This window comes from Streptomyces sp. NPDC026301, from assembly GCF_055567935.1.
This window is the reverse complement of the sequence record NZ_JBVHPN010000020.1, coordinates 13,261-38,291: the sequence shown is the minus strand read 5'-3', so window position 1 is coordinate 38,291 and position 25,031 is coordinate 13,261. Positions and strand designations below refer to the sequence as shown.

At 71.9% G+C, this 25,031-nt stretch carries 19 protein-coding genes; 6 read left to right on the top strand and 13 right to left on the bottom strand.

What is annotated here, in order from left to right:
* Positions 1 to 322: 322 nt before the first annotated feature.
* The 3 genes from ACZ4MH_RS28845 (at position 323) to ACZ4MH_RS28835 (ending at position 3,414) form a co-directional block, all read left to right on the top strand.
* Positions 323 to 808 (top strand): SRPBCC domain-containing protein, encoded by a 486-nt coding sequence (locus ACZ4MH_RS28845; RefSeq protein WP_351587457.1) that lies wholly within the window; start codon positions 323 to 325, stop codon positions 806 to 808.
* A gap of 363 nt (positions 809 to 1,171) precedes the next feature.
* Complete coding sequence (locus tag ACZ4MH_RS28840; protein ID WP_351587459.1) at positions 1,172 to 2,182, top strand: tryptophan dimethylallyltransferase family protein; 1,011 nt, start codon at positions 1,172 to 1,174, stop codon at positions 2,180 to 2,182.
* A gap of 5 nt (positions 2,183 to 2,187) precedes the next feature.
* Positions 2,188 to 3,414: a pyridoxal phosphate-dependent aminotransferase gene (locus ACZ4MH_RS28835; RefSeq protein ID WP_351587461.1), complete on the top strand. Its 1,227-nt coding sequence runs from the start codon at positions 2,188 to 2,190 to the stop codon at positions 3,412 to 3,414.
* 57 nt (positions 3,415 to 3,471) lie between these two features.
* On the opposite strand, the gene ACZ4MH_RS28830 is transcribed toward ACZ4MH_RS28835, so the two are convergent.
* The 7 genes from ACZ4MH_RS28830 to ACZ4MH_RS28800 form a co-directional block, all read right to left on the bottom strand.
* Positions 3,472 to 4,947, bottom strand: coding sequence for a cytochrome P450 (locus ACZ4MH_RS28830; RefSeq protein WP_467754758.1), 1,476 nt, complete (start codon positions 4,945 to 4,947; stop codon positions 3,472 to 3,474).
* Positions 4,941 to 5,564 carry a GTP-binding protein gene (locus ACZ4MH_RS28825; RefSeq protein WP_351587465.1) on the bottom strand — a complete coding sequence of 208 codons (624 nt, stop codon included), beginning with the start codon at positions 5,562 to 5,564 and terminating at the stop codon, positions 4,941 to 4,943. The genes ACZ4MH_RS28830 and ACZ4MH_RS28825 overlap by 7 nt, the downstream gene beginning before the upstream one ends.
* Positions 5,545 to 5,916, bottom strand: coding sequence for a DUF742 domain-containing protein (locus ACZ4MH_RS28820; protein ID WP_351587467.1), 372 nt, complete (start codon positions 5,914 to 5,916; stop codon positions 5,545 to 5,547). The genes ACZ4MH_RS28825 and ACZ4MH_RS28820 overlap by 20 nt, the downstream gene beginning before the upstream one ends.
* Positions 5,913 to 6,299 (bottom strand): roadblock/LC7 domain-containing protein, encoded by a 387-nt coding sequence (locus ACZ4MH_RS28815; protein ID WP_351587503.1) that lies wholly within the window; start codon positions 6,297 to 6,299, stop codon positions 5,913 to 5,915. The genes ACZ4MH_RS28820 and ACZ4MH_RS28815 overlap by 4 nt, the downstream gene beginning before the upstream one ends.
* A gap of 54 nt (positions 6,300 to 6,353) precedes the next feature.
* Positions 6,354 to 7,850, bottom strand: a complete 1,497-nt coding sequence (locus ACZ4MH_RS28810; protein ID WP_467754757.1) for an ATP-binding protein — start codon at positions 7,848 to 7,850, stop codon at positions 6,354 to 6,356.
* Between the two features lie 453 nt (positions 7,851 to 8,303).
* On the bottom strand, positions 8,304 to 9,488 hold the full coding sequence (gene pstS / locus ACZ4MH_RS28805; RefSeq protein WP_351587471.1) for a phosphate ABC transporter substrate-binding protein PstS: 1,185 nt from the start codon (positions 9,486 to 9,488) through the stop codon (positions 8,304 to 8,306).
* Positions 9,489 to 9,514: 26 nt separating this feature from the next.
* Positions 9,515 to 10,120 (bottom strand): flavodoxin family protein, encoded by a 606-nt coding sequence (locus ACZ4MH_RS28800; RefSeq protein ID WP_351587473.1) that lies wholly within the window; start codon positions 10,118 to 10,120, stop codon positions 9,515 to 9,517.
* 253 nt (positions 10,121 to 10,373) lie between these two features.
* On the opposite strand from ACZ4MH_RS28800, the gene ACZ4MH_RS28795 reads away from it, so the two are divergent.
* A complete protein-coding gene (locus tag ACZ4MH_RS28795; protein ID WP_351587475.1) occupies positions 10,374 to 11,834 on the top strand; it encodes an aldehyde dehydrogenase family protein in 1,461 nt (486 codons plus the stop codon).
* Here ACZ4MH_RS28795 and ACZ4MH_RS28790 read toward each other — a convergent pair.
* Positions 11,822 to 13,192 carry an MFS transporter gene (locus tag ACZ4MH_RS28790; protein ID WP_351587477.1) on the bottom strand — a complete coding sequence of 457 codons (1,371 nt, stop codon included), beginning with the start codon at positions 13,190 to 13,192 and terminating at the stop codon, positions 11,822 to 11,824. The two genes, ACZ4MH_RS28795 and ACZ4MH_RS28790, sit on opposite strands and share 13 nt — an antisense overlap.
* Before the next feature lie 130 nt (positions 13,193 to 13,322).
* On the bottom strand, positions 13,323 to 14,252 hold the full coding sequence (locus ACZ4MH_RS28785) for a LysR family transcriptional regulator (RefSeq protein ID WP_351587480.1): 930 nt from the start codon (positions 14,250 to 14,252) through the stop codon (positions 13,323 to 13,325).
* A 114-nt stretch (positions 14,253 to 14,366) separates the two neighbouring features.
* On the opposite strand from ACZ4MH_RS28785, the gene mdlC reads away from it, so the two are divergent.
* A complete protein-coding gene (gene mdlC, locus ACZ4MH_RS28780) occupies positions 14,367 to 15,959 on the top strand; it encodes a benzoylformate decarboxylase (protein WP_351587482.1) in 1,593 nt (530 codons plus the stop codon).
* On the opposite strand, the gene ACZ4MH_RS28775 is transcribed toward mdlC, so the two are convergent.
* Positions 15,946 to 20,370 (bottom strand): cation-translocating P-type ATPase, encoded by a 4,425-nt coding sequence (locus tag ACZ4MH_RS28775; RefSeq protein WP_467754756.1) that lies wholly within the window; start codon positions 20,368 to 20,370, stop codon positions 15,946 to 15,948. The two genes, mdlC and ACZ4MH_RS28775, sit on opposite strands and share 14 nt — an antisense overlap.
* Before the next feature lie 139 nt (positions 20,371 to 20,509).
* Here ACZ4MH_RS28775 and ACZ4MH_RS28770 point away from each other — a divergent pair, with 139 nt between their 5' ends.
* Positions 20,510 to 20,911: a hypothetical protein gene (locus ACZ4MH_RS28770; RefSeq protein WP_351600376.1), complete on the top strand. Its 402-nt coding sequence runs from the start codon at positions 20,510 to 20,512 to the stop codon at positions 20,909 to 20,911.
* Positions 20,912 to 21,046: 135 nt separating this feature from the next.
* Here ACZ4MH_RS28770 and ACZ4MH_RS28765 read toward each other — a convergent pair whose 3' ends face one another.
* From ACZ4MH_RS28765 to tap, 3 genes are all read right to left on the bottom strand, one after another.
* Complete coding sequence (locus tag ACZ4MH_RS28765; protein WP_351600377.1) at positions 21,047 to 21,922, bottom strand: YihY/virulence factor BrkB family protein; 876 nt, start codon at positions 21,920 to 21,922, stop codon at positions 21,047 to 21,049.
* Positions 21,923 to 22,230: 308 nt separating this feature from the next.
* Positions 22,231 to 22,788: a telomere-protecting terminal protein Tpg gene (gene tpg, locus ACZ4MH_RS28760; protein ID WP_351600378.1), complete on the bottom strand. Its 558-nt coding sequence runs from the start codon at positions 22,786 to 22,788 to the stop codon at positions 22,231 to 22,233.
* Positions 22,789 to 22,800: 12 nt separating this feature from the next.
* Positions 22,801 to 24,993, bottom strand: coding sequence for a telomere-associated protein Tap (tap, locus tag ACZ4MH_RS28755; RefSeq protein WP_351600380.1), 2,193 nt, complete (start codon positions 24,991 to 24,993; stop codon positions 22,801 to 22,803).
* Positions 24,994 to 25,031: the final 38 nt, after the last annotated feature.

Sequence of the window (25,031 nt, the reverse complement as noted above, 5' to 3'; positions counted from 1 at the left end):
TGGAAAGTGAGGCAGTGGAGGTCATGGCACCTTGGTTGCGCAGGCGACAGGCGGTATTGGTCGGGAAGTGAACGACTGTTGATTGCTCGCTACGGGAACCGCAGACCAGCGGCATCGAGGAATTCCGCAGGTCAGGCGTGTCCGGCGGCGACGAGCATGACGGGCGGCGGATCGCGGCGGATCGCGGCCGACCGAGGGCCGCCGCCGCGGTCGTCGGCGTAGCCTGAGCCGCGGAAGAAGCCGCCTCCTCCCCCGCCCCCGAGACGTTCCCCTTCCGCGCCCGCGGGTGGCGCGAGAGGAGAGGACAAGGAGCGTGCACGCCGTGGACCAGGAGAACGTGAGCGCCACGCTGACTGTCGCCGCGCCCGCCGCGAGGGTGTTCGCGGTACTGGCGGACCCGGCGACCCACGCTGCGATCGATGGCACCGGCTGGGTTTCGGACGTTGTCGACCGGGCGCCGCTGACCGAGGTGGGGCAGATCTTCCGGATGGACATGTACCACGCCAACCACCCGAACGGTGACTATCAGGTGGCCAACAAGGTCCAGGTGCTCGACCCGCCGCGCGCCATCGGCTGGCTGACGGGGACGGAGAGGGACGACGGTCGCCTGGAGTTCGGCGGCTGGCTCTGGCGTTATGACCTTGCGCCGCTCGGTCCGTCCGAGACCGAGGTCACGCTCACCTACGACTGGTCGGCGGTGCCGCAGTCCATCCGGGAGTACCTCCGGTTCCCGCCGTTCGGCCCCGAGCATCTCAGCAACTCGCTGCACCACCTGGCCGAGCTCGCCGCACCGACGTCCCGGGCCTGAACACCCGGCGGCCAAAAGGCTGTCCCACATTCACACACGGCGTACCCGATACCCGGACCCCATGAGTCCGCTCCTGCCTCTCTGGGCGTTGACCGGCACATCCGTCAGACGAGGGCGTGCGCCGCCCACGCGGAACGTTCTCGCGAGCCCCCCGCGCGCCGCTGTCGACCCGGAAGATTCTTCGTTATTTGTAGGGTAATAAGACCGGGCCCCGAAGAAATCAACGGCAGCTGCTGAAGAATTGAGAGACAGGGAGGGGATTCCATGTTGTCTATGCAGACTAATTCTCGGGGATCGTCTGTGGGCGTGACATTCCGGGATTATGGGATTGCTACCGCGACGCGCCTCCTCGACAGTGCGGGCATGGATGTCGAGACGGGGACAAAGGTTCTTCGGAGGATGCTTTCGCCGTGGGGGGAAAGGGCGATCGCGGAGCAACCGGATTGGCAGTCGGATGTATGTGCCGATGGTTCGCCGATCGAGTTTTCTGCGGCCTTTTCGGCCGGTTGCGTGAAGATCCGGGTGCTCGTGGAGGCCATTCCGGACGAGCCGAGCACTCTCGCCGCACAGCAGTCGGCCCTCGACCTCACGCAAGGGCTGACCCGCGAGTTCGATGCCGCTGACAGCCGACTCGCGGCAGTGTCGGACCTGTTCCTGCCGGACGACGACCCGACCGGTTTCGCCATGATGTATGCCGCCATTTTCGCGCCGACCGGGCCACCCGAGTTCAAGGTCTATCTGAACCCGAGCGCGAATGACGCCATGACCGGCGTCGAGCGGACCCGCGAGGCAATGGAGCGTTTGGGATTCGGTAAGGCGTGGACGGCGGTGAGCGCATATGCTCACCGGGGTTTCGACCTCGATCGAATCGTCTACTTCGGTCTCGACCTGGTCGACGGCCCCGAGTCGCGCATCAAGGTGTACTTCCGCCACTACGATGTCTCTCCGGCGGAGCTGGACGCTCGCATGGAGATCTCCGCTCAGCATGAGAGCGGTCTCCTGGAAAATTTCTGTCGTAGGCTGACCGGACGAGCCGGCGAGCTCAAGGAGCAGCCCCTGGTCAGCAATCTGACTTTTACGTCGACCGGCGGGCATATCCCTGTGTCCGCTACGGTGTACGTCCCGCTGTGGCTGTATGCGGAAAGCGACCGAATAATGCGCGATCGCATCAGCTCCGTCATGGACGATATGGGGCTTCCCGGCTGCCGCTACCGGTCACTGCTGAATCACATGGCCCGCCGTCCGCTGTCGGACGGGCGTGGGATACACACATACGCCTCAGCGCGTGTGTACCAGGGCCGCCCCCACTTGGCCACGTACTGGTCCTCGGAACTGTACGACCGGTATCCGCCTGCCCGATATCAAGGAGGCTGATCCCGATGCGGTTCCAGGGCACGCCCGGACCACTCGGGTCGCTGTTCGACGACGCGCGGGTCCGCCCGGATCTGTTGCGACAGCAATCGCCTATCCGGTGGGGTGCTCAGCCACCCGATGTCATCCCGTTGACGGCGGCGGAACCGGATTTCCCGGGGCCCCAGGTGGTCAGGGACGCCATCGCCCTGTCTCTTGCCCATGGCCACTTTCCCTATGCGCCACCTGCGGGACTCGATGAACTGCGGGAAACATTCTCCGAGGTGGCCGAGACACGCTACGGGATCAACGCGGACCCCGATTGCGTGGTGCTCACCGCCGGCACGGCGTCCGCGCTCTGGGGAGTGGTGCGTCTTCTCTGTGCGGAAGGCGACGAGTGCATTCTGCTGGACCCTGTTGATCTGCTGTTCGGTCAAGCAATCGATGCCGCGGGGGCCCGGCGGGTGCACTGCCCGATGGACAAGCGCACGGGCCAGTTCGACCCGGACCGGCTCGCCTCTCTGATAACTCCGCGCACCGCCCTGATCTGTCTGTGCAATCCGCACAACCCACTGGGTACGGTCTTCACCGAGGCGACGCTGCGCAGGTCAGCGGAGATAGCGGACATGCATGGTGTGCCGATACTTTGCGACGAGGTATGGGGCGAGATCGTGTACCCGCCCGCGACGCATGTCAGCATGGCGAGCCTGGACACCGCGAACAGCCGGCAGATCTACACGGTTACCGGGCTCTCCAAGACCTTCGCGCTGCCCGGGCTGCGGATGGGATTCGTGCTCGCCCCCAATGCGCGAGCGGCGAACAACCTGCAACTCACCTTCCAGCGTCTCGGTGCCGCGTACAGCCTGACGCCCTTCACTCAGGTCGGAGCCCTGGCGGCACTGCGGCACGGCTGGCCTTGGCGGAATGCCTTCGTGCAGCATCTGCACGAGATGCGGAACTACTGCGTGGCACGGCTGAACGCGATCCCGGGCATGTCCTGCGGTCGCCCGGACGGGACGTTCGTCCTGTTTCCCGACATCTCTTCCACCGGGCTGAGCAGTAAAGCGATGGGAGAGTTTCTGCTGACGGAAGCCCGGGTCGCCGTGGTGGGCGACACACCCGAGTACTTCGGTCCGGCCGCCGAAGGCAATATCCGTATCAGCTATGCCACTTCCCGAGGGGTGCTGGAAGAGGCGTTGGACCGCATGGAATCGGCGGTTGCGGACCTGTGCTCCGACAGCCCGATGGCGTCCTGACCATCGGCCCTGACCATCGGCCATCGGAGCACGTAGGGCGCTGTCCTCATTTCCGGGTCACCGGATGCGCAGCCATGCTTTCAGCGAGTCCCACCGGCGTACGCGCCTCCGGGGGGCCTGCGCCGGGACCGGCACCGGCGCAGGGGCCTGCGCCGGCAACGGCACCAGGGCCGGAGCCGGAGCCGAGGGAAGCGCGGACGGAACAGGGAGTCCGGCAGCGGGACCCGAGCCGCCGTCCGTTCCGGACGACCGGGGCCTGGTGAACGTCACCGGGAGGCTGATCAGGTGGCGCGTCATCCAGCCCGACTTCCAGCGCAGTTCCTCCTCGGGGATGCTCAGGCCCACGTCGGGCAGCCGTGCCAGCAGGGTGTCGATGGCCGTGTCGGTGATGGCACGGCCGATGTTCTGCCCTGGACACTCCTGCGGGCCGCTGCTGAAGGCGAGATGCGAACGGTTTCCGTGCAGCGGAACCGTGGGGTCCGGCCGGACGGCCGGGTCGTGGTTCCCGGCGGCCAGGCCGAGCAGCAGCATGTCCCCCGCCTCGACCTTCTGGCCGCCGACCTCCGTGTCCACGGCAGCCCAGCGGCCGGGGATGGTCATGAGCGGCGGCTCGCTCCACAGCACCTGCTCCACCACGTCGGGCAGGGTCATCTGCCCGCCGGCCAGCGACGCGTGGCAGCGGGGATCGGTCAGCACCATCCGCAGTGTGCTCTTGAGGAGGTTGACCGTGGTTTCGTTCGCGGCGATGAGGATGACCCGCAGGTGATTCCACACCTCCTCATCGGTCAGCTGGGAGGAGTGCTCGATCAGCCAGGACGTGATGTCGTGGCCGGGGTTTCCGCGCTTTCGCCGTACGAGCTGCTGGAGGGTCTCCACGATGAACTCGTTGCTGGCGACCGAGGTATCGGTGCCCGCCACCATGTCTCTGCTGGCCTCGACCAGCCGCGGGCCGTACTCGTCGGGCATTCCCAGGAGCTGTGTCAGGACGAGCATGGGCAGCTGTTCCGAGAACTCGCCCACCAGGTCGGCTTCTCCCCGGTCGGCGAAGCTGTCGATCAGCTGATGCGCGGAGCGGGTGATCTGGCGTCGGATTCCGCGCCGGTTGAAGCGCTCCAGGCTGTCGGTGACCGCCAGGCGCAGCCGGTCGCGTTCCGCACCGTCCAGGAACAGACAGACCGGCTGCCAGGCGATCATCGGGAGCAGGGGGAAGTCCGGCGGCACCCGGCCTTCCTTGAACCAGCGCCAGGTGCGGGAGTCGCGACTGAACCGGGAGGGGGTACCGGCGACCTCCAGGATCTCGCGGTAGCCGAGGACGATCCAGGCCGGCAGGCCGCCGTCCAGCAGGACGGGCGCAACGGGCCCGTGCTTGGCGCGCAGGCTCTCGTACAGCCCCATGGGGTCCTTGGCCGCCTCGGGTCCGAGGAGGTGCGCGAGTCCGGAAAGATCTCCGAACCGGGAGTGTGCCGGGCACGACGGAGGCGGCTTTGATGCTGACGTGGCGCGGGGCGGGTCGGGGAAGGAGGCGGTCACCATTGCTCCGGGGTCGTGGTGGTGAGGGTGTGCAGGTAACGCATGAGGGCCAGCAGGGCATCACGGCTGGACACCCGGTTGCGGGCATCGCAATCGATCACGGGTACGGCATCGGGGATGTCCAGGGCCGCTCGGAGCTCGGACACGGGGTGGCACGGGGCGTCCGGGAAGGCGTTGATGGCGACGACGAAGGGCACACCGCGTTCCTCGAGTCGGCCCATCACATCGAAGCTTTCCTCCAGCCGCCGGGTGTCGACCAGGACCACGGCGCCCAGCGCGCCTTCGAAGAGGCCGTTCCACAGGAACCAGAACCGCTGCTGGCCCGGGGTGCCGAACAGGTACAGCACCAATTCGTCGTTGAGGGTGATCCGGCCGAAGTCCATCGCCACGGTGGTCTCGGACTTGCGCTCGATGCCGGCGATGTCGTCCACCCCGGCACTCGCCTGGGTCATGGTCTCCTCGGTGGTCAGCGGCCGGATCTCGCTGACCGCACCGACCAGGGTGGTCTTGCCGACTCCGAAGCCGCCGACGACCACCACCTTCACCGCCGAGGTGACCGAAGCCGGCAGGGCGTCCTCGCTCCTGGGTCCGACACCGGATTCAGAGATTTTGAAGTCCATGCATCACCGCCTCCAAAAGTTCGACGTCGGGCAACGACGCGGCCGGGACCGGTGCGCGGGCTTCGACGTGGCCGCTCGCCAGCAGATCCGTGAGCAGCGCCGTGATCACACTGACCGGCAGGTGCAGGTGGGCGGAGATCTCGGCGACGGACAGCGGGTAGTCGCACATGGCGATGAGGGCGGCCTGTTCGGGCTGCATGCTGACACTGGCCTCGTTGCGGCTCACGATCAGCGTGACCATGTCCAGCGGGGAGCTCTTGTCGGGCCGGTTCCGGCCGGACGTGAGGACGTAGAGCCGTTCGGGACCGCCCTCTTCCCAGGCCGCGCGCTGTGGCTGCTCCGGGTCGCTCATGGAACCTGCCGGTCGGCCCGCGGCGGGCTGGTGAGGTGCTGGCCGATCCGGGCGACCAGGTCCCGCATCCGCTGTCCCATGAGCCCGGCGTCCACGTCGTCGTCGGCCAGCACCGCCAGATACGCTCCGGCGCCGGCCGCCATCAGATAGAAGAAGCCGCCGTCGACCTCGATGACCACGAGTTTCATCCGCCCGTCGCCGTGCGGGAATTCCGTGGCGACGGCCGCCGACAGGCTCTGCAGTCCGGCGCAGGCGGCGGCGAGGCGGTCTGCGGTGTCTTTGTCCGTACCGAACTGCGCCATGCACAAGCCGTCCGAGGACAGCACCACGACATTACGAGTCTGCGGAACGCTGGATGCCAATTCCTCGAGCATCCAGTCCATATTGAGCCGTTGCTGTGTCGCCACTTGCTTATTCACCCTTACCTAATGGCTCAGTTACTGATCGGACTCGTCATCGCTCGGCTCATGGGGACGATGTGCCGGGGACTCGGCTCGGGACTCGCCGTAGGCGCCCTCGTGGAAGGCGGCCAGCCACATCCCGGCCTGTGGGGGTTGCTCGACCGACGCCGGGGACGGGGAGTCGGTGGTGGTGGAGCGTGCGGGCTTCGGCCGTACGGGCGGAACCACCGCGCGCGTACGACTCCTGCGCTGTGGAAGGCCGTTGGTGGTGCGCGGAGCGTCGGTGGACACCGGTTCCTCGACGGCCACCCCGTAGCGGCGCTGCGGCCCGAGGGTGTGCCGGGGCGGCGGCAGGGTGGCGGCCTTGGCCACGGCTCCGCCGGGCGCCGGCGTTGCGGTGATCAGGGCCGGGGGGACGATCAGGACGACGCGTACGCCGCCGTACGCGGATTCGCGGAGGGAGACTTTGAAGTTGTTCGTGTGGGAGAGCCGGCCGACCACCGCGAGGCCGAGTCGTGGTGACTCGCCCAGGTCGTCGAGGTCCAGTCCGCTGGCGGAGTTCTGCGCCAGGGCCCGCTCGGCGCGGATGCGGGCCTCATCGGTCAGGCCGAGCCCGGCGTCCTCGATCTCGACGGCCACCCCGGACTGGACCTCTGTCGCGGTCAGATGGACCTGTGTCTGCGGCGGCGAATAGCGAGTGGCGTTGTCCAGCAGCTCGGACACGGCGTGGATCAGTGGTTCGACGGCGCGTCCGAGAATGCCGACGTCGGCCACCGAGTGCAGATCGACACGTTGGTAATCGGTGATCCGGGACATGGCGCCGCGCAACACGTTGAACAGCGGGATGTTCTTCTGCCATTGACGTCCCGGCCGGGCCCCGCCGAGTACGGCGATGCTGTCCGCCAGCCGGCCGATCAGTGCGGTCCGGTGATCGAGGTGCAGCAAGTCGCCGAAGACGTCCGGGTCATTGCCGTGTCGGTCCTCCATCTCCCGCAATTCCTGGGCCTGTTGGTGAACGATGGCCTGGACCCGGCGGGCGATGTTGACGAAGGCGCGTTGGGCGGAGTCACGCAGATCCTCCTCGGCCTCGACGGCTTGGAGGACGTAGCGCAGCACCGCATGGTGTGCGGTTTGGAACCGGGGGCTCACGCGGGACAGGGGGCAGGTGTTGAGCAGTACGTTCTCGACCGGCACGCCTTGCTGAAGCTGTGCCATGGCGGCCGGCAGGATCTCCTTGGCCATCCGCGCCGTTTCGGTCTCCTGCTCGGCCAACTGCCGTTGCAGTACTGCCTCCCTCTCGGCGCACTGCCTGCGCAGCCCGGCGATCGCCCGTCCCCGTCTCGCCGCCTCCCCGGCCGTGACGGCCACCGCCGCCGTGGCGATGGTGCCGATCCAGGCGGCGTGGGCACGGGCCACCGAGGGCGTCAGCAACACGGCCACGGCCGTGCATATGGCCAGTAGTGCGGGTGGCAACAGCCACATTGCGGTGGAGGTGCGCCCCGGCCTTCCGGGCGGCGAATCAGCACGAACCATCGGCATCCTCAAAGGACTCGTGGAGAGGGACGAGGCGTCATGCACGGCAAATACGGTCGCCAGGAAAGACGCCAGGAAAAGGGATGGGAACAAGGTGGACGCTCGTCGGTTCACACTCACCAACGCTTGGCCGCAGCGCATTCCAAGTTCGCATTCCGCGCGCGGAGCCGGGTCCCGGGACGCCCGAGCACTCGTGCGGATGAACGGCAGCGCGACAGCCAGCAGAGAGGCCCTGTGACCGCCGCAACTCGCTGCGCGGCAGTGAGCATAGCGGGGCCCGAATGGCTTTGTGTGATGAGTGCATATAACACATGAATGTACGTGCGTGCGAAATTCAGCAGAATCGTTTAGCGCTGGCTATTCAGCGAAATCGCGCAGGGCCGGCGCCGCCGTGCCGCCGGCCCCAAAGACGCGGTCCTCGCGCAACACCCGCACAGAGAACTCTCCGGCAGGTCAGGAAATGCTGTTGAGCTTGTTGCGTACCTTGTCCATGACCTTGGCGGGGAGGGTGGCGTAGCCCTGGAAGGAGAGGTCCTGCTGGCCCTGCATGCCGGCGGCGTACAGGAGGAAGGACTTGGTGGCGGGCCAGGTCTTCGCCTTGTTGCCCTTGTCGCAGACGATCTCGTACGTGACCATGCCGATCGGGTACGCGCCGGCGGTCCTGGGCTTGTAGTCGAGGCCGAGGACCAGGTCGCCGTCCGAGCCGGCGACCTTCGCGCCGGCCAGTGCCTTCGAGGCGTTGACGACGGTGGGGTCGACCGGCGCCGCGGCGCCGGTGTCGAGCGAGGCCGTGGGGATGGACTTGCCGATCGCGTAGGCGAGTTCGACGTATCCGATGGCGCCCTCGGTCCGCTTGACCTTGGCGGCCAGCCCGGACGAACCGGTGGCGGAGTCGCCGCCCTTGGCGGGCCACTTCTGGCCGTGCGGGTGCGGCCAGCCGCTCGGGGTGGCGGCGTGCAGGTACGCGGTGAAGTTGTCGGTCGTGCCGGAGGCGTCGGACCGGTGCACCGCCTTGAGGGGCGTCGCGGGCAGGTCGGCCTTGGGGTTCAGCTTCGCGATCGCCGGATCGTTCCACTTGGTGATCCTGCCGTCGAAGATCCGGGCGAGGGTGGGGGCGTCCAGTACCAGCTTCTTGACGCCCGGCAGGTTGTAGGCGACGGCGATCGGGCCGCCGAGCATCGGCAGGTGGACGGCGCGGCCGCCGTCCGCGCACGCCTTCTTGGACCGGTCCCGCTGTGCCTGCCGCAGCGCGGAGTCGGAGCCGGCGAAGGCGGTACGGCCCGCAAGGAAGTCCTTCTGACCGGCGCCGGAGCCGGAGCCCTCGTACTGGATCCGGGTGCCGTCGCAGGCCTTCCGGTAGTTCCTGATCCAGAACCGCATGGCGTTCTGCTGCGCGGTCGAGCCGGAGGCCCGCAGCGTGGCCGCCTTGCCGCACTTCACCGCGCCGCCCGCGGCCGCGGTACCGGAAGCGGACGCGCTACCGGACCCGGAGCCGGAAGCGGACGCGGACGTCGCGCCGGACGAGCCGCCGGACGCCGGAGAACCGTCCGAGCCGCAGGACGCGAGGGCCAGTACGCCCGAGAGTGCCGCCAGGGCGGCGGCCAGGGCGCGCGGGCCCCGGGGACGCTGTGTTGTCACGGTCGAGTACTCCTTGAGCTTCGGGGTCAGGAGGGAGGTGCGGGCAGCGGGTGCGCGGCAAGCGCGCGGGCCGTGTGGGCCAGCTGGGAGGCCATGGCGCGGGCGGTGGAGGCGGACCAGTCGTGGCCGCGGTCCTCGTCGAGGTAGTCGGGGCCCGGGCCGGGGCCCAGGTGCCAGTACGTCCAGCTCTGGCCGGGGATCGTGTAGCCGATGTCGACCAGCGCGCCGTTGATCTCGCTGATGACGTGGTGGGCGCCGTCCTCGTTGCCGGTGACGACGACGCCGGCCACGCGGTTGAAGGCGACCGGGCGCCCCTGGTCGTCGGTCTCGCTGAGCATCGCGTCCATCCGCTCCAGTACGCGCTGCGCCACGGAGGACGGCCTGCCCAGCCAGGTGGGCGAGGCGATGACCAGGATCTCAGCGTTCAGGATCTTCTCGTGCACCGACGGCCAGTCGTCGCCCTCGCCCATGTCACTCTGCACGCCCGGCAGGAGATTCAGGTCGACGGCCCGGACGGTCTGCGCGGTGACGCCGTGGGTGTCCAGGGCCTTGACGACGACGCCTGCGAGGGCTTCGGTGTTCGACGGCTGCGGGGAGGGTTTGAGGGTGCAGTTGATCACGAGGGCGCGCATGGGATTTCTGTACCCGGGTCCGGCGCCCGTCCGCGGCGGCAGGTGGGGGCTTCACCCGCACGGCACCAGCACGGCACCCGCTGGTGGCCGCCCGGTGGAGCCCGCGCCCGGATCTTGACATTCACGGCGCGCGGAAGCAGCATTTCCCAGAAATGTGAACAAAGGTTCACTATACGAACGTCGAGTCATGCGAACGTCGAGTTCCTCGCTCCCCCTCTCCCCCCTCCCCCTCTCTCGAAGGATCACTCAGCCCATGGCCACCACCCGTGAACTGTTCATCGGCGGCGAGGACGTACCCGCCGCCTCGGGCCGTACCACCGAGGACGTCAGCCCCTTCACCGGTGAGGTGTACGCGACCGTCGCCGCCGGCGGGCCCGAGGACATCACGCGGGCCGTGGACGCCGCGGACGCGGCCTTCCCCGCATGGGCCGCGCTCGCCCCGTTCGCCCGCCGGGCCATCTTCCTCAAGGCCGCCGACCTGCTCGACGCCAAGGGTGAACAGGCCGTCGAGCTGATGGCGCAGGAGGTCGGCGGCACGGCGCCGTGGGCGCACTTCAACGTCGCGCTCGCCGCCAATGTGCTGCGCGAGGCGGCCGCCGCGATCACCGCGCCGCGCGGCGAGGTCCTCAGTACGCAGGAGAGCGGCGCGCTGGGCATGGCGGTGCGCGAACCGCTGGGCGTCGTCGGGGCGTTCGCGCCGTGGAACGCGCCGCTGATCCTCGGGGTGCGCGCCGTCGCCGCGCCGCTCGCGGCGGGCAACACCGTCGTGGTCAAGCCGAGCGAGGACGCGCCGCTGGCCTGCGGGCTGTTCGTCGCCGACGTGCTGCGCGAGGCCGGGCTCCCGGACGGCGTACTGAACGTGGTCACCAACGCCCCCGAGGACGCCGCCGCCGTCGCCGAGACGCTGATCGCCGACGCACGCGTACGGGCCGTCAACTTCACCGGCTCGACGGGCGTGGGCCGGATCATCGGCACCCACGCGGCGCGGCACCTCAAGCCCGCGGTGCTGGAGCTGGGCGGCAAGAACGCGATCCTCGTGCTGGACGACGCGGACGTGGATTACGCGGTCGACGCGGTCACCTTTGGCGTGTTCATGAACGCGGGGCAGATCTGCATGTCCGGTGACCGGATCCTGGTGCACGAGAGCCTGGCGGAGGAGTTCACGCGGAAGTTCACGGCGAAGGTGGCGACGCTGCCGGCCGGTGATCCGCGCGAGCCGCAGACCGTCGTCGGTCCGCTGGTCAGCGCGGCCGCGGCGGAGCGCGTCGCGGCGCTGGTGAAGGACGCGGTGGACAAGGGCGCCACGGTGCTGACCGGGGGCGGGGCGCCGGAGGGCGCGGTGCACCCGGCGACCGTGCTGACCGGCGTCACCAAGGAGATGGAGCTGTACTACGGCGAGGCGTTCGGACCGGTCTGCGTCATCGAGACGTTCGCCGACGACGACGCGGCCATCGCCCTGGCCAACGACACGGAGAACGGCCTGACCTGCGGCATCCTCACCGAGAACGCCACGCACGGGCTGGCCGTCGCGCGCCGTATCCGTACCGGCATCGTGCACGTCAACGACCAGTCCGTCGGCGACGAGCCGCAGGCGCCGTTCGGCGGCGTCAAGGACTCCGGTTACGGGCGGTTCGGCGGCCGCTGGGGCATCGAGGCGTTCTCCAGCACCCGGTGGCTGACGGTCGCGACGCAGCAGGCGCACTATCCGTTCTGAGGCGCCCGCACAGCGGTATGACGTTCCGTCGCCCCTGGCACGCCCTTGCGGCGCGCCAGGGGTACGAGGGCGATGGCGGCGGCGCCGAGGAGGCCGGCCATGGCGAAGGCCGTGAAGCCCATGCTCTGGCTGCCGGTGGCGGCGAGGACGCCGATCAGCCAGGGGCCGAAGGCCGCGCCCATCCGGCCGACGCCGGTGACCAGGCCGAGCCCCGCGGCGCGTTCGCTGTCGCGGTAGACGGTGTCGGTGACGGCGTAGACCATGACCTGCGCGCTGAAGAGCCAGACGCCGGTGAGGGCGATGACGGCGTAGGTGAGGCCGAGCGGCATGTGCGACTTGAGGAGCAGCGCGCCGGCCGCGGTGAGGGCGAACCAGAGGGCGGAGATCTTCACGGAGCCGAAGCGGTCGGCGGCGCGGCCCGCGACGAACATGCCGACGATGCCGCCCGCGTTGATGACCATCAGGAAGGTCACCGAGGAACTGAGGCCGTAGCCGGAGGCGCGCATCATCTGCGGCAGCCAGGTGGACACGCCGTAGACCAGGACCAGGCCGCAGAAGGAGGCCAGCCAGAGCAGGAGGGTGGCCCAGCGGGACTCGGCGCTGAAGAGGGCGCGGACGGCGGCCAGGCGGCCCTTGGCGCCGGCGGCCGGGGCCTGGACGGGGGTGGGCCGGGGCAGGCCGTACCGGTCGGCGACGGCGTCGGCCCGCGTGCGGTCACCGCGCGCGAGGAGCACGCCGGGCGATTCGGGGAGCAGTTTCAGCAGCAGCGGTACGGCGACGAGGGCGGGCAGCACGCCTGCCCAGAACACGGCGCGCCAGCCCGCGGCGGGCGCCAGCCCGAGGCCGATGCCGGTGGCTGCCATGCCGCCCGCGTGGTACGAGGACATCAGCAGGCCGGTGGTGAGGGCCGCCCGGCCGGGCGGCGCGAATTCCAGCACCATGGCGAGGGCGAGCGGGGTGAGGCCGCCGAGGCCGATGCCCGCGACGAAGCGGCCTGCGCCGAAGGCGGCCGGGCCCGCGGCGAGAGCGCAGACCGCGGAGCCGAGGGAGAACAGCGTGACGCTGGCGACCAGCGTGGGGCGGCGGCCGAGCCAGTCGGTGATGTTGCCGGCGGCGAGCGCGCCGAAGAACATGCCGAAGGCGGTCCAGCTGCCGATCGAGCCGGCGCTCGCGGGGGTGAGACCGAGGCCGGGGTCGTCGAGCATGTGCGGCATGACGGCGCCGTAGATGTTGACGTCCATACCGTCGAAGAAGACGGCCAGCCAGCACAGGGCCAGGACCGGGAAGACCGTGCGGAAGGTGTGCGGCGGGCGGTCGGCGGTCGGGCTTGCCGGCCCGGTCGTGCCGGAGGAAGTCATGGGTGTCCCTGGGATCTGTCGGCTCGTGCAGGTGGCGTCTCACGGGAAGCTGTTCACCTGGCGACTGTTCGCCTGGTGAAGTCTCGTTCACCAACTGGTGGCATGAGTGTCAGCGCGCTTCCGGCGCCTGTCAATGGTCTTGCCAGGACCGTTCTGTCGTCCGGTCCGTCGTCGCGAGGAGCCCGGCGACCGTGTCGCGCAGCCACTCCACCGCCGGCGCGGGCAGCGTCCTGCGGTACGTGTACAGCGCGACCTCGGCGGTGGGGAGGTCGAAGGGCAGCGTGAAGGTGCGCACCGGGGCCGCGCGGGTGAAGGACCGTACGGCGCGGCCGGGCACGACCGCCAGGTATCCGGTGCGGGCGACCAGTTCGGGCAGCACGGCGAAGTGCGGTACGTGGGCGACGATGTCGCGGGGGTGGCCGAGCCGGCCGAGCACCTGGTCGGCGTCGAGGTGGCCGGCCGCGGCGGCCACGGCGATGTGCCGTTCGGCCAAGTACTCCCCCAGCCCCGGCCGGTCGCCGATACGCGGGTGGTCCTCGGCGCGGAGGCCGACGTAACGCTCCTGGAAGAGCGGGTCGCGGCGGATGTCGGGCGCGTCGATGCGGGGCGTGCAGATCACGGCGTCGGCCCGGCCCTGGCGCAGCTCCTCGGCGGCGCCGGCGGAGTCCAGCGGTGCGACCTCCATCCGGCAGTGCGGCGCGCGGGCCTCCAGCTCCGCCAGTACGGCCGGCAGCAGGATCATCTCGCCGAGGTCGGTGGCGCGGATCCGGAAGGTGCGCTGCGAGGTCAGCGGGTCGAAGGCGCCCGCGCCGGAGACGGTCTCCGTGATCACCTCCAGGGCCTGGCGCAGTCGCGGGTACATCCGCGCCGCGGTCTCCGTCGGGCGGAGCCCGTCGGCGGAGCGGACGAACAGCTCGTCGCCGAAGTGCCGGCGCAGCCGCCGCAGGGCGTGGCTGGCGGAGGGCTGGGTAATGAAGAGGGCCTCGGCGGTGCGGGTGACGCTCCGGGTCTCGTAGAGCAGCACGAAGGTCTTCACAAGGTTGAGATCCAGGTCGGTCACGGCGCGACCCTACATAGGCGACCTCTATGCAGCCATCGACAGCAGTCATTGGACCTATACCCGGGCCGCTCCTACCGTGAGGCGGGTCACCCGGCACAGGAATGGGGAGAACCGATGGCCACCGTGAGGGACGCGACGTACGAGCTGCTCCGGGCGCACGGCCTGACGACGGTCTTCGGCAATCCGGGCTCCAACGAGCTGCCGTTCCTCGCCGGGATGCCGGCGGATTTCCGTTACGTCCTCGGGCTGCACGAGGGGGCCGTGCTGGCGATGGCCGACGGGTACGCGCAGGCGCGCGGTGGCGCCGCGTTCGTCAATCTGCACGCGGCCGCCGGTACCGGCAATGCGATGGGCATGTTCGCCAACTCCGTGTACGCGCACAGCCCCCTGGTGATCACCGCCGGCCAGCAGGTGCGCTCGACGGTCGGCCAGGAGGTCATGCTGGCGAACGTGGACGCGTCGGCGCTGCCGAAGCCGCTGGTCAAGTGGGCCTGCGAGCCGGCCTGCGCGGCGGACGTGCCGCGCGCGCTCAGCCAGGCGGTCCACCTGGCGAACCTGCCGCCCAAGGGGCCGGTGTACGTGTCGGTGCCGTACGACGACTGGGCGCAGGAAGCGCCGGAGGGCGCCCGGCATCTGACGGTGCGTCGGACGGCGGCGGCCGGCGCGCTGAGCGGGGCGCAGCTCGACGACCTCGTCGCGGCCCTGGACGGGGCCGTGAATCCCGTACTGGTACTGGGCCCCGAGGTCGACGCCGAGGAGGCCAATGGCGACGCCGTGCGGCTGGCGGAGAAGCTGAGCGCGCCGGTGTGGATCGCGCCCTCGGCGTCCCGCTGCCCGTTCCCCACCCGGCACCCCGCCTTCCGCGGCGTGCTGCCCGCCGCCGTGCGGGGCGTGAGTGACGCACTGGCCGGGCACGACGTGATCCTGGTGGCCGGGGCGCCGGTGTTCCGGTACCACCAGTTCGTGCCCGGCGCGTATCTGCCCGAGGGCGCGCGGCTGATCCACCTCACCAGCGACCCGGGCGAGGCCGCGCGGGCGCCGATGGGCGAGGCGCTGGTCGGCGGGGTGCGGGACGCGCTGGCTCGGGTGGCGGACGCGGTGACCGGCGGGCGGCGCCCGGCGCTGCCGCCGCTGCCGGACTTCCGGCCCGCGCCCGCGGCCGCGTCCGGCGACCGGCTGCACCCGGAGGAGCTGTTCGCGCTGCTGCGCAGGACCGCTCCACAGGACGCGGTGTACGTGAAGGAGTCCACCTCGACGACCGGCGCGTTCTGGGCGCAGACGGACCTGTCGCTGCCGGGCAGTTACTTCTTCCCGGCCTCCGGCGGGCTGGGCTTCGGGCTGCCGGCCGCCGTCGGCGCGCAACTGGCGCACACCGAACGGCAGGTGATCGGGCTGATCGGCGACGGGTCGGCGAACTACGGCATCACGGCGCTGTGGACGGCCGCCCAGTACGGCATCCCGGTGATCATCGTGATCCTCAACAACGGTACGTACGGCGCGCTGCGCTGGTTCTCCAAGGTGCTGGACTCCGGGGAGACACCGGGCATGGACGTGCCCGGCATCGACTTCGTCCAACTCGCCGGGGGTTACGGGGTCGCGGCGAGCGCCGTGCGGACCGGCGAGGACTTCATGCGCGCCCTGAAGGACGCGCTCGGCAGCGGCCGGCCCGCCGTCATCGAGGTGGCGACCGAACTCACGGAGCCGTAGCCGCAGCCGTGACCGGTTCTCCCTTCTTCCGGGTCGCCAGCGCCTCCATGCGGGTGACCAGCGGCGGGAGGAAGGGCGAGCCCGCCGTCGCCGCGCCGGCCGCGCCCAGGGCGATGGTCCAGGCGACCGGGCCGAGCGGGGTGCAGCCGAAGAAGTGGCTGAGGCCCGGGGTCTGGACGACCGCCGCGAGGGCGGCCATCGAGCCGAGCGCGGAGGCCACGACCGTACGGTCCCGGCCGCCGATCAGCAGGGTCTGGCCGAGCTGGCTGGCGACCAGCGCGGCGAGCGCGACCGTACGGGCGCGGGCCGGGCGGCCGGTGAGGCGTGCCGCGAGCCAGCCGGCGGCGGCGCCCGCCGCCGTGGCGAGCGCCCGTTGCGCGGTCTCGTCGGTCAGCGCGGTGCCCAGCGACGCCTCAGGGCCCTCGCGGAGCAGCCGGTCGGCGGCATCGGGGTGCGGCCGGCGGACGGCGAGGGCGATGGCCGGGAGCAGGTCGGTGAAGAGGTTGACCAGCAGGAGTTGACGGGCCGTCAGGGGCGAGGTGCCGGAGACGGTGGCGCCGAGTACGGTGAAGGCGATCTCGCCGAGGTTGCCGCCGACCAGCATGGCGAGCGCCTCGCGCACCGAGGCCCACATGGCGCGGCCCTCGATGAGCACCGCGAGGATGGTCTCCAGCCGGTCGTCGGTGACCACCAGGTCGGCGGCCGCGCGCGCCGCTGGGGTGCCCCGGCCGCCGAGCGCGATGCCGACGTCGGCGATCCGGATGGCGGGCGCGTCGTTGGCGCCGTCGCCGGTCATGGCGACCGTACGGCCCAGCCGCTGGAACGCCTGGACGACGCGTACCTTGTGCACCGGCGTGGAGCGCGCGACGACGCCGACGTCGGGCAGCGCCTTGTCCAGCGCGTCGTCGTCCAGGGCGTCCAGCTCGGCGCCGGTGATGACGCGGCGGCCGTCGATGACGCCGAGTTCGATGGCGATGGACTCGGCGGTCTGCGGATGGTCGCCGGTGATCATGACGATGTGCACGCCCGCGTCGGCCAGTTCCCGCACGGACCCGGCGGCGGTGGAGCGTACCTGGTCGGCGAAGGCGAGGAAGCCGAGGAAGCCGAGCTTGCCGACGGTCTCGTCGGCGAGTGTGCCGTCGGCGGCCGGGTCCTTGCGCGTGCGGCGCTCGGCGACCGCGAGGACGCGGTGCCCCTCGGCGGCCAGCTTCTCGCCCTCGGCCAGGATCTCGTCGCGGTCGGCGCGGTCCAGCCGCCGCCCCTCCTGGGTGGTACAGCGCTGGATCACCTCCTCCGGCGCGCCCTTGACCGACAGCACCCACTCCTTGCCGCTGCGGCCGACCGCGGCGTGGAAGCCGCGGCTGGGCTCGAACGGCAGGTACGCGGTGCGCTTCCAGCCGGCGGCCGAGCGGGTGCGGTGCACGCCCGCCTCCTCGGCGCCGCTGACCACCGCGCTGTCGGTGACGTGCGCGAACGGCTGCTTGCGGCGCCGGCGGGGCGTGGCACGCAACCCGGCGGCCAGTACGTCCTCGTGCTCGGGCGCGAGGCGGTCCAGTGCCAGGTTGCGGCCGGCCGCCGAGACGGCGCTGAGCGAGATCTGCCCGTGTGTGAGGGTGCCGGTCTTGTCGAAACAGAGTACGTCCGTGCGGCCGACCGCTTCGATGGTGCGGGGGTCGCGGACGAGGACGCCCTGCGCCGACAGCCGCCGCGCGGCGGCGAGTTGGGCGGCCGAGACCAGGAAGGGCAGCCCTTCGGGGACGCTGGCCACCGCGAGGCCGACGCCCGCGCCGACGGTCTCCCGGGCTGGGCGGCCGCGCAGCAGGCCGACGGCCATCAGGGTGGCGGCGGCGCCGAGCGCCACCGGCATCGTGGTGCGGGTGATCTGCGCGAGGCGGCGCTCCACGCCGACCGGGGCCGCCGCGCCCCGCCCGGCCTGCGCGCCGCGGCCCGCTTCGGTGGCCGCGCCGGTGGCGACGACCACGGCACGCGCCCGGCCCGCCGCCACGGTGGTCCCCTCGTACGCCATGGACGTACGGTCGGCCACGTCCGAGGCGAGCACGGGCGCGATGTCCTTGGCCACCGGCAGCGACTCGCCGGTCAGCGCCGACTCGTCCGCCTCCAGGCCGCGGGCGGTGAGCAGCCGGCAGTCGGCCGGTACGACGTCGCCCGCGGCCAGCGCGACCACATCGCCCGCGACGAGCTCTTCGGAGGGGAGCCGGCGCTCCTCGCCGTCGCGCAGCGCGTGGGCCATGACGGCCGAGCGGCGGTGCAGGTCGGCCACGGCGCGGTCGGCCAGGTACCGCTGGACGCCGCCGATGCAGCCGGAGAGCAGGGTGACCCCGATGATGATGTACGCGTCGAGCAGCGCGCCGACCCCGGCGGACAGGGCGGCGCCGCCGGCGAGTACCGGGGTGAGCGGGTTGGCGGTCTCGGTGGCGACCGCCCGGACCAGCGAGGGCTGCCGGACCTGCTCCCCCGCCGTCCGGGTACGGCTGCGGGCCTGACGGGTACTCAGACCGCCCTCACTGCCGTCGGTCAGGGCCAGCACCGTTTGCGGGGTCATGGCGTGCCAGGGCTTGCGGGCGGCGATCGGGGCGCCGTTGGTGCGCAGCGCCTGCGCCGCCGCCCACACGCCCTGCGCCATGCCGAGCGCGGCCGCCGCGTTGACGGCGAGCAGGCTGCGCGCGGCCAGGCCGCGCCGCCGGCGGCCGGCCAGCGTCGCCACCGCGCCGACCACGGCCGCCGCCTGGGCCAGCCGTACGCCGCGCTGCGAGACGGGCCGGGCGGCGCCGCACGCCGCGACCAGCACCGCCGCCTGCGCGAGATCGTCGCCCACGTACAGGTCGGCGCCCCAGGGAAGTACGCCGTCCCGGCCGGTGACGCCCACGCCGACGTCGGCGGCGGCGAGCGCGGCCCGGTCCCGGGAGAGCAGCAGCACGCCCGTGCCGTCGCGTTGCGCGTCGCGGACGGCGGCGGCCAGCCGGTCGCCGCCGGGCACCGTGCCGTGCGCGTCGGAGAGGGCGACGTGGTCCGCGTGCGCGCCCGCCGCCAGGACGGTGAGCCCGGACCGGCGGCCCGCGGTGACCAGTCCTTCGGCGGCCTCGTGCAGTTCGGGCACCACGGCGATCAGCGCGCAGGTACGCCCGTCGTGGGTCAGCGCCAGGATGTGCTGCGCGCCGGCGCCCCGCAGCCGGGCCGCCGCGGCCGCCTCCTCCCCGCTCGCGCCCTCGCGTCCCGGCTGCCGCAGCGGCGCCAGCGACCAGCCGTCGTCCTCGTGCTCCGCCGTGGGGTGCTTCCCGTCGAAGAGCCGGTACGCGGTCGCGGCGAGGTCGCCGGTGGAGCGCTCCGGGTCCAGCGGGGCCAGGTCGGCCAGCAGGTGACCGCCGGTCAGCAGGGCGTCGGTGTCCAGTACGACGGTGCCGACGCGGTCCAGCCGGCGCAGCGCGCCGGGGTCGGCGACGAGGGTGCCGCGCAGGGACAGGCCCCGGCCCAAGGTGCCGGCGAACGCCTCACGGGCCGCCCAGGGCGGTTTGGGCACGGTGGCCAGGGTCGCGCTCGCCGCGGGCGTCGGCCTGCGGGTCACCGCGAGGGTGCCGGCGAAGACGGTACCGGCGACCCATCCGGCCCGGCGCGCGTACCGCTCGACCGGGCCCTCCCGCAGCGGAACCTCGCGCGGCGTGCCGGGCGGCGCGGCGGCGCGGGCGTGCCGCTCGGTCTCGGCGATGCGCGGCGCCGCGGCCTCCCAGGCGTCGCGGTGGGCAACGGTCTCGGCGAGCCGCAGGGCGTGCCGGACGGCGTCCACGCCGAGCCCGGGGAGCCCGCCGGCGCCGGCCTGGGCGAGCGCGCTCAGGCCGGCCAGCACCACGTCCACGTTGCGGGCGCCCACCACGGCCGTCGCCTTCCGGCGCAGCGCCGGCTGGGTGTCGACGACGGTGACCAGTGCGGAGAGCGCGACCGGCAGCGGGGTGCGCCGGGAGAGCCGGACGGCGGTGGCGACCGGTACGGCCGCCGCCTGCAGGGCGAGGGAGAGCGCGGCGCGCCGAATGTCGCCGGGCGCGAAGGGGTGTTCGGGCAGCGGGCCGGTCAGCCCGTGCTCCTCCTCCACCGTCTCGACCGCTTCGGTCAGCGCCTGTGCCGTCTCGACGAGCTCCGGGGAGCCGTCCAGGACGACCACCGCGTACCCGAGCACGGCGTTGACCGCCGCCCAGCGCACGGCGGGCAGTTCGACGAGCCGCCGTTCGACGGCGGCGGTCACCGCCGCTGCCGTCGCCTCCTCGGCTTCCCGCAGTCCGCGCACGGCGATGTGCGCCTGTTCGCCGATGATCCTCGTACGTGGTCGCGCCGACGAGCCCAGAGCGCTCGCCGCGGTGCGCGCCATCGTGTGCACGATGCCGATCCCCGGAACGTTCACCGTCCGCCACCCGCCTCCCGGCATCCGGTCCCCCGAAGCCGTTGCCCGCCCGCTTCGTTCCGATGCCCCGACGCGTCGCCGGACGCGCGAGAATGGAGTACGCACAGCACACCGTACTCGGGCCAAACGAGGAGTTGGGATGCCCAGTACAGCTGAAAGCACGCGGAAAACCGCTGCGAAACGGACCGCTCCGCCGGAGACCACCGAGGACACCCACATCCACCGCAGCAAGCAGGGCCTGAGCGTGCACACTCTCGACGTCCGGGCCCCGCTGCACGTCCCCTACTTCACGCCGGGGGACGTGGTGAACAACGCGCGGACGGCCGGCGACTGGCTGCCGCCCCTGCCGCCCGCCAGGGAACTCCTGTACTACGGCGGGCTGGGCGCGCTGGCCGTCGCCGGGGCGCTGGAGTGGCCGGTGGCGCTGGCCGTCGGCGGCGCGACCGTCCTGTTGCGGCGCTCGGGGCGGCGGGAACCGGCCGAACAGCAGGAGCCGGAGCGTGAGGACGCCTCTCAGCAGGCCGCCAAGAAGAAGGACTGACGGCGCGGAAGGGGAGAAGGGAGTGGAGAACAGCCGCCGGAGAAGCGGCGCCGGGCCCGGTTCCGCGAGGGACCGGGCCCGGCACCGCACCGCGGCGGAGGCGGTCCTCCGCCGGGTGCGTAGTGGGGGGCTCGCTCAGAGCTTCCGGGTGTCGCGCGGTTCGACGTACGGCTCCTCGTCCCGCGGATGCCCGGCTTCCAGGGCGCGGCTCCGCTCCATTTCGGCGTTGAACTCCAGGCCGAGCAGGATCGCGAGATTGGAGATCCACAGCCAGACCAGGAAGATGATGATCCCGGCCAGGCTGCCGTACGTCTTGTTGTAGTTGCTGAAGTTGGCGACGTAGAGCGCGAAGAGGGCCGAGACGACCAGCCAGAGCAGCACGGCGAGCAGGCTGCCGGGAGTGACCCAGCGGAACCGGCGCTTGACGTTGGGCGCCGCCCAGTACAGCAGCGCGATGATGAAGCTCACCAGCACCACCATCACGGGCCACTTGGCGATGTTCCACACCGTGATCGCGGTACTGCCGAGCCCGATGACGTCCCCCGCCTTCTTGGCCAGCGAGCCGGTGAACACCACGGCCACGGTGATGAGCGCGAGGAGGACGACGGTCACGACGGTGATGAGGAAGCGGGTCGGCAGGATCTTCCACGCCGGCCGGCCCTCCTCGATGTCGTACACGGCGTTCGAGGCGCGCATGAAGGCCGCGATGTAGCCGGAGGCCGACCACAGGGCGATGACGATGCCGATGACCAGGGCGATGCCGGCCTTGCCCTGGCTGCCCTGCATCTGTTTGAGCATGTTGGTGATGACGTCGCGGGCGGCGCCCGGCGCGAACTTGCCGACGTTGTCGATCATCGGCTGGAGCGTCCCGCTGCCCATCAGGCCCAGGATCGATACCAGGGCCAGCGCGGCCGGGAAGATCGCGAGCACGCCGTAGTAGGTCAGCGCGGCGGCCAGGTCGGTGAGGTTGTCCTTCTTGAACTCCTTGGCGGTGCGCTTCAGCACCGCCATCCACGACTGCTTGGGCAGGTCCCCCGGGCCTTTGGGCGCCCGGTGATGGCCGCCGCCGGCCCTGCCGCCGGTGCCCGCACCGGCCCCGGCCCCGGCTCCAGCCCCGGCCCCAGCGCCTGCACCGGCACCGGCACCGGCACTGGCGCCCCTACCGACGCTCGCTCCACCGCTGCCGTCGTCGTTCTCGTCTCGCTGATGCCCTCGCATGGGTACAGCACCTTCCGAAGCGGGTGATCGGATACCCAGCCTCACCTGCCCGGGCCGCGGCCCGCCCGCCGGACTGGTCCGTATGGAGTGGTCCCGACGTGTCAGTAATCCGTCTCGACGTAGTCGATGTCGGTGAATTCGACCTGGAGGCCGTCGGCGCGGCGGCCGCGGTCCTTGAAGTAGATCTCCTGGAGGCCCTCGGCGGCGATGTCGCGGAGCTGCTGCTCGGTGGCGCCGGCGTCCTGGGCGTCGAAGAGCCGGGCGGCGTAGGCCGGGGGGAGCTGCTGGGTGATCAGCCGCAGCCGGCTGTCGTCGGTGCTGCCGGGCGCGGCGGTGAAGCCGAAGCGGGCGCGGGTCTCGATGACGATGCCGCCGGTGGTCGCCGCCTGCTTCCTGGCCCGCTCGCGCACGCGCGGCTGCCAGTGGCGGCGTACTTCGTCCCGCAGCCGCCCGGCGAGTTCCGCGCGCGGCCGCTTGAGCTGGCCCTTCACATAGCGCTCCACGGTCCGCTGCGAGACGCCGAGCCGTTCCGCCACCGCCCTCGTCGAGCCCTTGGCCTGCTTGACCAGGAACGTCATCTGCGCCTTGGCCGATTTCGGGATCGGCCGGGTGAAGGTGGCCTGCGCTGCCGCGTCCAGGCTGTCGCCGAAGAGACCCATCGTGTGCTCCTCCTACTCGCCGTCGGCGGCCGCGTCGGTGCCCTTGATGTGCCGGGCGGGGTTGTGGCCCTGGTCGAGCAGTTCGACCGCCCACACCAGCGACTGGGTGCCCTCGTGCTTGACCATGCCGGGGCTGACGCCCAGCCGGAAGGTGCCGGGGGCCGGCTTGCCGTCGGGCGTGTACGGCAGGAAGTCCAGCGGTGACGGCCCGTCGGAGAGGTAGACGGCGCAGTCGGAGAGCACCGCGACCGGGTACAGGCCGGCGGTGGCCGCCATCTTGAGCATCTTGCGGTGCATGTTCACCCGCGCGGCGGAGATGACCGCGGCGCGGATGTCGGGGCGCCAGGTCGGCCGTTCCAGTGCGGGCCAGCGCTCGCCGGGCCGGTACTTGGCGCCCTGCGGGCGCTCGCGCAGCTTGCCGATGCCGCCCTTGACCGTCGCCTTGACCGCCGAGAGGACGGCGGCCGGCCCGGGATCGGCCTGCTTGTGCTGCTCCGCCGCCGCCATCGCGGCGAGGAAGTCGGGCGCCGCCATGCCCGTGGTGACGCCGAGGCCCTCCATGGTGGCGAGGTAGGCGTCGCGCAGCCGGGTGTACCAGGCGTCGAGGTAGGCGCCGCGGTCGGGCCGCACGTACGCCTCGGCGGGCCGTACCGGGTGGCCGAGCTCCGCGGCGTACGCGACGGTCGGCGTGGCGTACCAGGCCGGGCCCTCGGGACGGGCGCCGTGCGGGGTGAACGGGCTGGGCAGCCGCGGGTCGAGGTCGAGGCCCGAGAGGTCGACGAGCCAGCTGCCGGGCAGCGTCTTGTCGAAGGCCGGAGCCGTGACGTGCACGGGCTCGCCGAGGCCGACCGTGAGGCGGTTGGCGGCCGCGGCGAACGCCATGTTGACGTCGATGCCGACCGCGTACGGCCGCGCGCACTCGGCGTCGGTCAGCAGCTCCGGGTCCCGGATCCAGTCGTACGCCTCCTCGTCGAGGACCTGGTCCGGGGTGCGCTGGTGGCCGCGCGGGTAGAGCTGGGCGACGACCGGGTGCTCGTCGGGGGCCTCGGGGGGCGCGGGATCCACGGCGGTGGTGAGCGAGCCGGGGTTCGGCCCGGAGACGTACGTGCCGGTCGCCTCGTCCTTCACCGCGCGGGTCGGCGGGCGCAGCGCGGTCATCAGCTCCAGGCCCGAGACGGCGGTGGAGCCGCGCGGGGTGAGGACGCGGGTGGCGTACGTGCCGAGCGCGTCGGCGAGTTCCGCGGGCGGGAGCCGGTCGGCGTGGCCCCAGGAGCGGGCGTCGAGGGCGCCCCACGGGAGGACCGCGAGCTGGACGCACTGGCGGCGGCCGCCCGTCACGGGCCGGTAGACGCGGGCCCAGGGCCCGAAGCCGCGCTGCGTCAGCTTCCACTTGGCGCGGGTCAGCTTCCGTACGGCCGGGTGGTCGTCGGGGAGCCGCAGGCCGCGGCGGTCCGCCAGCTCGGCGGGGAGGCCGAGGCGTTCGGCGGCCGCGGCGGTGAGGACGAGCAGCGGGTCGGCGTCCCGGCCGTGGCGGTGCAGCCGCTCGGCGCCGAGCCGCGCCTCGGTCAGCGCCCACGCGGCCAGCGACGCCACGTCCTCGGCCGGGCAGTCCAGGACCAGCCCGCCGACGCAGTACGCCGCGCCGTCCCCGTCGAGGACGGCGAGGGGACCGTGCGCGTAGCGGCCGTCGGTGGCGGCGGGGCGTGCGGGCACGGTCGGCGTCCGGCGTGCGGGGGCGGCGGACACCGGGCGCGCGGGCGCGGCGGACGGCTTCGGGGGGCGGGGCGCGGCCGGGCGCGGGGTGGGGGGTACCGTCTGCTTCGGAGCCTGGGCCGGAGACGCGGGCGCGGGTACTTCCGCGACCGTCTCGGCGACCGGCTCAACGACCGTCTCGGCGACCGGCTGCACCATGGGTGTCGGCGCCGGCGCCGGCTCGGCGACCGGTGCCGGATAGCGCGCCGCCAGCCCCTCCAGGAGGCGCAGGTACGCAGCGCGCTTCGGGGGGCGCGGCTCTGTCCGTCCCGCCTCCCAGGCGGTCACCGTCTCGCGGCGCACCCGCAGGGCACGGGCGACGTCCCCCTGGCTCATCCCCCCGGCCTCGCGCAGCCGTTTGCGCTCCTCGGGCTCCGGCAGCGCGTCGAGCGCGGCGCTCTCCTCCAGCAGCGCGTCGACCGCCGCGAACAGCTCGTCCTGCTCGTGCGACACGAAGATCCACCTCCGCTCGCACCCTACGCGAACCGCAC

Bases quoted from the DNA above. Each gene is read 5' to 3' on its own strand.
- ACZ4MH_RS28840 (WP_351587459.1), top strand. From the start codon at position 1,172: ATGGATGTCGAGACGGGGACAAAGGTTCTTCGGAGGATGCTTTCGCCG.
- ACZ4MH_RS28835 (WP_351587461.1), top strand. From the start codon at position 2,188: ATGCGGTTCCAGGGCACGCCCGGACCACTCGGGTCGCTGTTCGACGAC.
- ACZ4MH_RS28830 (WP_467754758.1), bottom strand. From the start codon at position 4,947: ATGGTGACCGCCTCCTTCCCCGACCCGCCCCGCGCCACGTCAGCATCA.
- ACZ4MH_RS28825 (WP_351587465.1), bottom strand. From the start codon at position 5,564: ATGGACTTCAAAATCTCTGAATCCGGTGTCGGACCCAGGAGCGAGGAC.
- ACZ4MH_RS28820 (WP_351587467.1), bottom strand. From the start codon at position 5,916: ATGAGCGACCCGGAGCAGCCACAGCGCGCGGCCTGGGAAGAGGGCGGT.
- ACZ4MH_RS28815 (WP_351587503.1), bottom strand. From the start codon at position 6,299: ATGGACTGGATGCTCGAGGAATTGGCATCCAGCGTTCCGCAGACTCGT.
- ACZ4MH_RS28810 (WP_467754757.1), bottom strand. From the start codon at position 7,850: ATGGTTCGTGCTGATTCGCCGCCCGGAAGGCCGGGGCGCACCTCCACC.
- ACZ4MH_RS28800 (WP_351587473.1), bottom strand. From the start codon at position 10,120: ATGCGCGCCCTCGTGATCAACTGCACCCTCAAACCCTCCCCGCAGCCG.
- ACZ4MH_RS28795 (WP_351587475.1), top strand. From the start codon at position 10,374: ATGGCCACCACCCGTGAACTGTTCATCGGCGGCGAGGACGTACCCGCC.
- ACZ4MH_RS28790 (WP_351587477.1), bottom strand. From the start codon at position 13,192: ATGACTTCCTCCGGCACGACCGGGCCGGCAAGCCCGACCGCCGACCGC.
- mdlC (WP_351587482.1), top strand. From the start codon at position 14,367: ATGGCCACCGTGAGGGACGCGACGTACGAGCTGCTCCGGGCGCACGGC.
- ACZ4MH_RS28770 (WP_351600376.1), top strand. From the start codon at position 20,510: ATGCCCAGTACAGCTGAAAGCACGCGGAAAACCGCTGCGAAACGGACC.
- ACZ4MH_RS28765 (WP_351600377.1), bottom strand. From the start codon at position 21,922: ATGGCGGTGCTGAAGCGCACCGCCAAGGAGTTCAAGAAGGACAACCTC.
- tpg (WP_351600378.1), bottom strand. From the start codon at position 22,788: ATGGGTCTCTTCGGCGACAGCCTGGACGCGGCAGCGCAGGCCACCTTC.